This is a genomic window from Agarivorans sp. (assembly GCF_050295395.1).
Taxonomy (GTDB): domain Bacteria; phylum Pseudomonadota; class Gammaproteobacteria; order Enterobacterales; family Celerinatantimonadaceae; genus Agarivorans.
Genome location: NZ_JBNKPP010000144.1, coordinates 1 through 4180 on the forward strand (window position 1 = coordinate 1; position 4180 = coordinate 4180).

3 protein-coding genes are annotated in these 4180 nt (G+C 47.7%); 1 reads left to right on the forward strand and 2 read right to left on the reverse strand.

Translation table 11 applies throughout. The annotated features are described in order from the left end of the window. The first annotated feature begins 5 nt into the window (after positions 1–5). Positions 6–1346, forward strand: coding sequence for an N-succinylarginine dihydrolase (gene astB, locus ACQY6Q_RS08445; RefSeq protein ID WP_427980165.1), 1341 nt, complete (start codon positions 6–8; stop codon positions 1344–1346). A 64-nt stretch (positions 1347–1410) separates the two neighbouring features. Here astB and sohB read toward each other — a convergent pair whose 3' ends face one another. Beyond that, positions 1411–2433, reverse strand: a complete 1023-nt coding sequence (gene sohB / locus ACQY6Q_RS08450; RefSeq protein ID WP_427980161.1) for a protease SohB — start codon at positions 2431–2433, stop codon at positions 1411–1413. Positions 2434–2544: 111 nt separating this feature from the next. Beyond that, positions 2545–4180, reverse strand: a 1636-nt coding sequence (locus tag ACQY6Q_RS08455; RefSeq protein WP_427980163.1) for an alpha/beta fold hydrolase, incomplete at its 5' end; no start/stop codon positions are given.

Consider the following 4180-nt stretch of genomic DNA (forward strand, 5'->3'; position numbering starts at 1 on the left):
AGACTATGAAACATTTTGAAGTCAACTTCGATGGCTTAGTAGGCCCAACCCATAATTATGCCGGACTGTCGTTTGGTAATGTGGCTTCATTATCTAACGCCCAAAGTGCTTCCAACCCCAAAGAAGCGGCAAAGCAAGGCCTACTAAAAATGAAGGCGCTTTCCGACTTGGGGCTGATGCAGGGCGTACTCGCGCCGCAACAAAGACCAGATTTAAATTTGCTGCGCCGTATCGGTTTTCATGGCAATGACGCGCAAATATTACAAAAAGCCGCGAAGCAAGCGCCCGATGCACTATTGGCCAGCTATTCCGCCTCAAGTATGTGGACCGCCAACGCGGCCACGGTATCACCCAGCGCAGACACCGAAAATGGCAAGGTGCATTTCACTCCGGCTAACTTAACCAATAAACTACACCGCTCTATCGAGCCACAGGTTACCGGCAATATTCTTAAAGCGGTATTTGCCGACAGTAAGTATTTTCAGCACCATCAACACCTACCAGAAAACGATTACTATGGTGATGAAGGCGCAGCTAATCATACTCGCCTTTGTCGCAACTATGGGGAAGCCGGCCTTGAACTATTTGTTTATGGGCGCACGGCGGCCAATGCCAAAGCGCCGGCCCCGATGAAGTTTCCAGCCCGACAAACCTTAGAGGCAAGCCAAGCGGTAGCGCGCTTGCACGGCCTTGATCAAGACACCGCGCTGTTTATTCAGCAAAACCCTGCGGTGATTGACCAAGGCGTATTTCATAACGACGTGATTGCTGTCGGCAACCAAAATGTATTGTTCTTCCATCAGCAAGCTTTTTTAAATAGCCAACAACAACTGGCAAATATTCAGCAGGCCTTTGGTGAGCACGAGCTACATTTCATCGAAGTTAGTGATGAAGAAGTGAGTGTTGCCGAGGCGGTGAAAAGCTATTTATTTAATACCCAAATTGTCACGCTAGACAACGGTGACATGGCCATAATCGCCCCCACCAATTGCCAAGAATCGGCCCAAGTCAGTGCTTATCTCAAACAGTTGGTCAAGCGTAATACGCCGATTAAGCAGGTACACTATTTCGATGTAAAACAAAGCATGAGTAATGGGGGGGGGCCTGCTTGTTTACGCCTACGCGTAGCACTGAATGATATGGAGTTAGCCGCGGTTAACCAGCATACTCTAATGACACCTCAGCTCTTCAGTACCCTGAATCAATGGGTAGATAAACATTATCGCGATAGTTTGGTATTTGATGATCTGCGAGATCCACAATTAATTACCGAGGTAAATACCGCCCTCGATGAGTTAAGCCAGATTCTGCATTTAGGTTCGGTGTACCCTTTCCAGCAAGCTTGATCACCAACGCTTAAGTACAAAAAAAGCCTGATAAATATCAGGCTTTTGAGTGTTTGACTGTAACTTATTTGGTCCAATCCCACGATTGAGATTGTACTAACTTCATCACGCCGCGTTCTACACCTAGGCTAGCTGCTTGGCTAAGCTTTTCAGCTAACTTTTTCTTAGTGTGATATTTAAGCTGTACCACATGTTTGCTTTGATATTGCTCCATCAGGTAGTCATCGCTAGTGCTTACTTCATCCACTAGCTTTAAGCCGAAGGCTTGGGTACCAAACCAGTGTTCACCGGTGGCCACTTTGGCAATATCGAGTTGCGGGCGAAACTCTTGCACAAAGTCTTTAAACAAACCGTGGGTTTCTTCAATCTCAGTTTTAAACTTGCTGCGCGCTTGCTCGGTATTTTCACCAAACATGGTCAGGGTACGCTTAAATTCACCAGCGGTGATTTGCTCGAATTCGATATCATGTTTCTTCAGCACTTTATTAAAGTTAGGTAGCTGAGCAATAACCCCAATAGACCCTACAATCGCAAAAGGAGCAGCAATAATCTTATCGGCAATACAAGCCATCATGTAACCACCACTGGCAGCTACTTTATCCACCGCAATGGTCAACTTTATACCCTTGGCTTTAATTCGTTTTAGTTGTGAAGCCGCCAAGCCGTAGCCATGAACCATACCACCGCCGCTTTCAAGACGCACTAGCACCTCATCCTCAGGATTTGCCGTGCTAAGTACTGCACTCACTTCTTCACGTAGGCTAGCCACTTCTTTGGCATCGAGGCTGCCTTTAAAATCAATCACAAACAAACGTGGCTTAGGCTCTTCGGCCTGTTTTTTCTGTTGTTTTTGTTGAGCCTTTAACTGCTTTTTGTGCTGCTTTTCCTGCTCTTTATTCATCAGCTTGTGGTTGAGCTTTTCTTCTACTTCTTTATGTTGCTCGCTTAAATCAACTAGCTCCAATTCACCACTTTTATGCTTTGTTTTTGAAGAGGCCGCGATAATCACCACCACTACCGCGACAATAGCCACCACAATGGTTAAGGCCTTCGCGAAAAATAATCCAAATTCAATCAAAAAATCCAAAACTCTACCCTCATGTTTTTAAGCTGCTATTAGTACCACAGCTGATTGCGCTTACCAAGTAACAAAAAAGGCCTGCATCTAGCAGGCCTTTATCTTTGCTTATGATTTAGACTATTGCGCGGGTGCAATTACCGAGCTATCGGTAACCACCACTGTTGGACTACCGGCATCGGCACTCACCGCATAGCTAACAAACTGAGTTTGCATTTCTACGGTACTGGCTAAACTAGCACTTGGTGAAATCAACGAGCTATGCACACCTTGACTGAAACGCACGACGTAGCTGCCCACCGAGGTCACTTCAGTTCCGCTTAAACCCATGCTGCGGATCAATGCTTCAGTGCCCACCAAAGGAAGGCCGGTAACTTGATTCGGGATCACTTGGTCGTCGCTGCCAGCGGAGCCATCCCCAACCACTTCATGCACCAATACTGGCACATCGAAGCCTGCTTGAGCGTAGTTTAGCGGATCGGCGCCATCAACCACTGTTTGTGCCAAGCTGCCAAATACTCTGGCAAAGGCTGGGTAGTTAGCATCAATAAGTAATTGCGCCGCCTCTGGGTATTGTGTTTGGTAAGTCACAAATTGCTCTAAGGCGGTGGCAGTTTCGTTGTCTTCAAAACCTAGACCTGCCGCCACTAAGCCTAAATAACCGGGGTTAGCTTTGAGGTTTTGTTCCACTAAGGGGCCAAAGCTGGCGGAATTTTGGAAAACCCCCGCTGCGCCACCACCAGGTACACTAAAGGATGCGCTTTGCAGACCATAATCCACTTCCATGCCCGTACCCGCAATGGTCACAGTTTTAGCTAAGCTGGCTGGAGCCACCCCCACAATGGAACCCAGGGACTGACCAACAAAATGCACCTTGCTACCATCGAGCTCAGCTGGCGCGGTAGCCGCTTGTAGGGCAGCTCGCAAAGCTAAAATATCAGCACTTGATTGACGCATATTACTACGGATGCTTAAAAAGCTACCTAGGTTGGCAAACACTTCTGCATTGGTATTGGCGCTAATATCAGCTTGACCATCGCCGTTTAAATCCAGCCCTCGGGTACCGTGATAAGGTAAGTCCATTGCCACAACCGCATAACCTTGCGCTGCATAGCTAGCGGCTATTAATGCGGCGGTTTCTTTCACCGAAGAAATTCCATGTTGGAAGATCACCACGGGCCACCCGTCAGCAGGCATAGTTTTGCCGGTTAATGTTTCGTCGGGCAAATACACATCTAATTCGAGCTCAGCTTCACTACGTTGCTCAGGGATCGGGTTATACGCCGTTAGATGGCGATGAGGGTCAACCTCTTTAGTCTCGCCATCTTCAACATAAGTTAAACCCGCCAAGTCGGCTTGAGCCAACATCTGCGCGGCTTGGGTGGTTTGCCCACCGGCTACAAGACCACCAAAGGTAGCAACATCAAAACCGCGAGCACCGGCCTGCGCCCAGAAGCTAGTGGCACTGGTTTGATCGGCAAAATCGGCGTTACTTTGTAACAGTTGTAAAATTGCGATAGGACTATCGGTTCTAGCCTGAGCCCAACGGTTAATATCTGCCCCCGTTGGGTCTGGCGCATCTAAATCAGAAATGTAATAAGGAACTTTTATCCCAGATAAATAGTACTTCGCTGCCGCAAAACTGGCTTGGCTGCTGCCAAAGGCAGCTTCAGCTACATCGGCTGCGGTATAACCAGTATCAATAAGTGCAGAGATAGGCAATAAACCTTGCAACGCCATTCCACCATAGACTTGC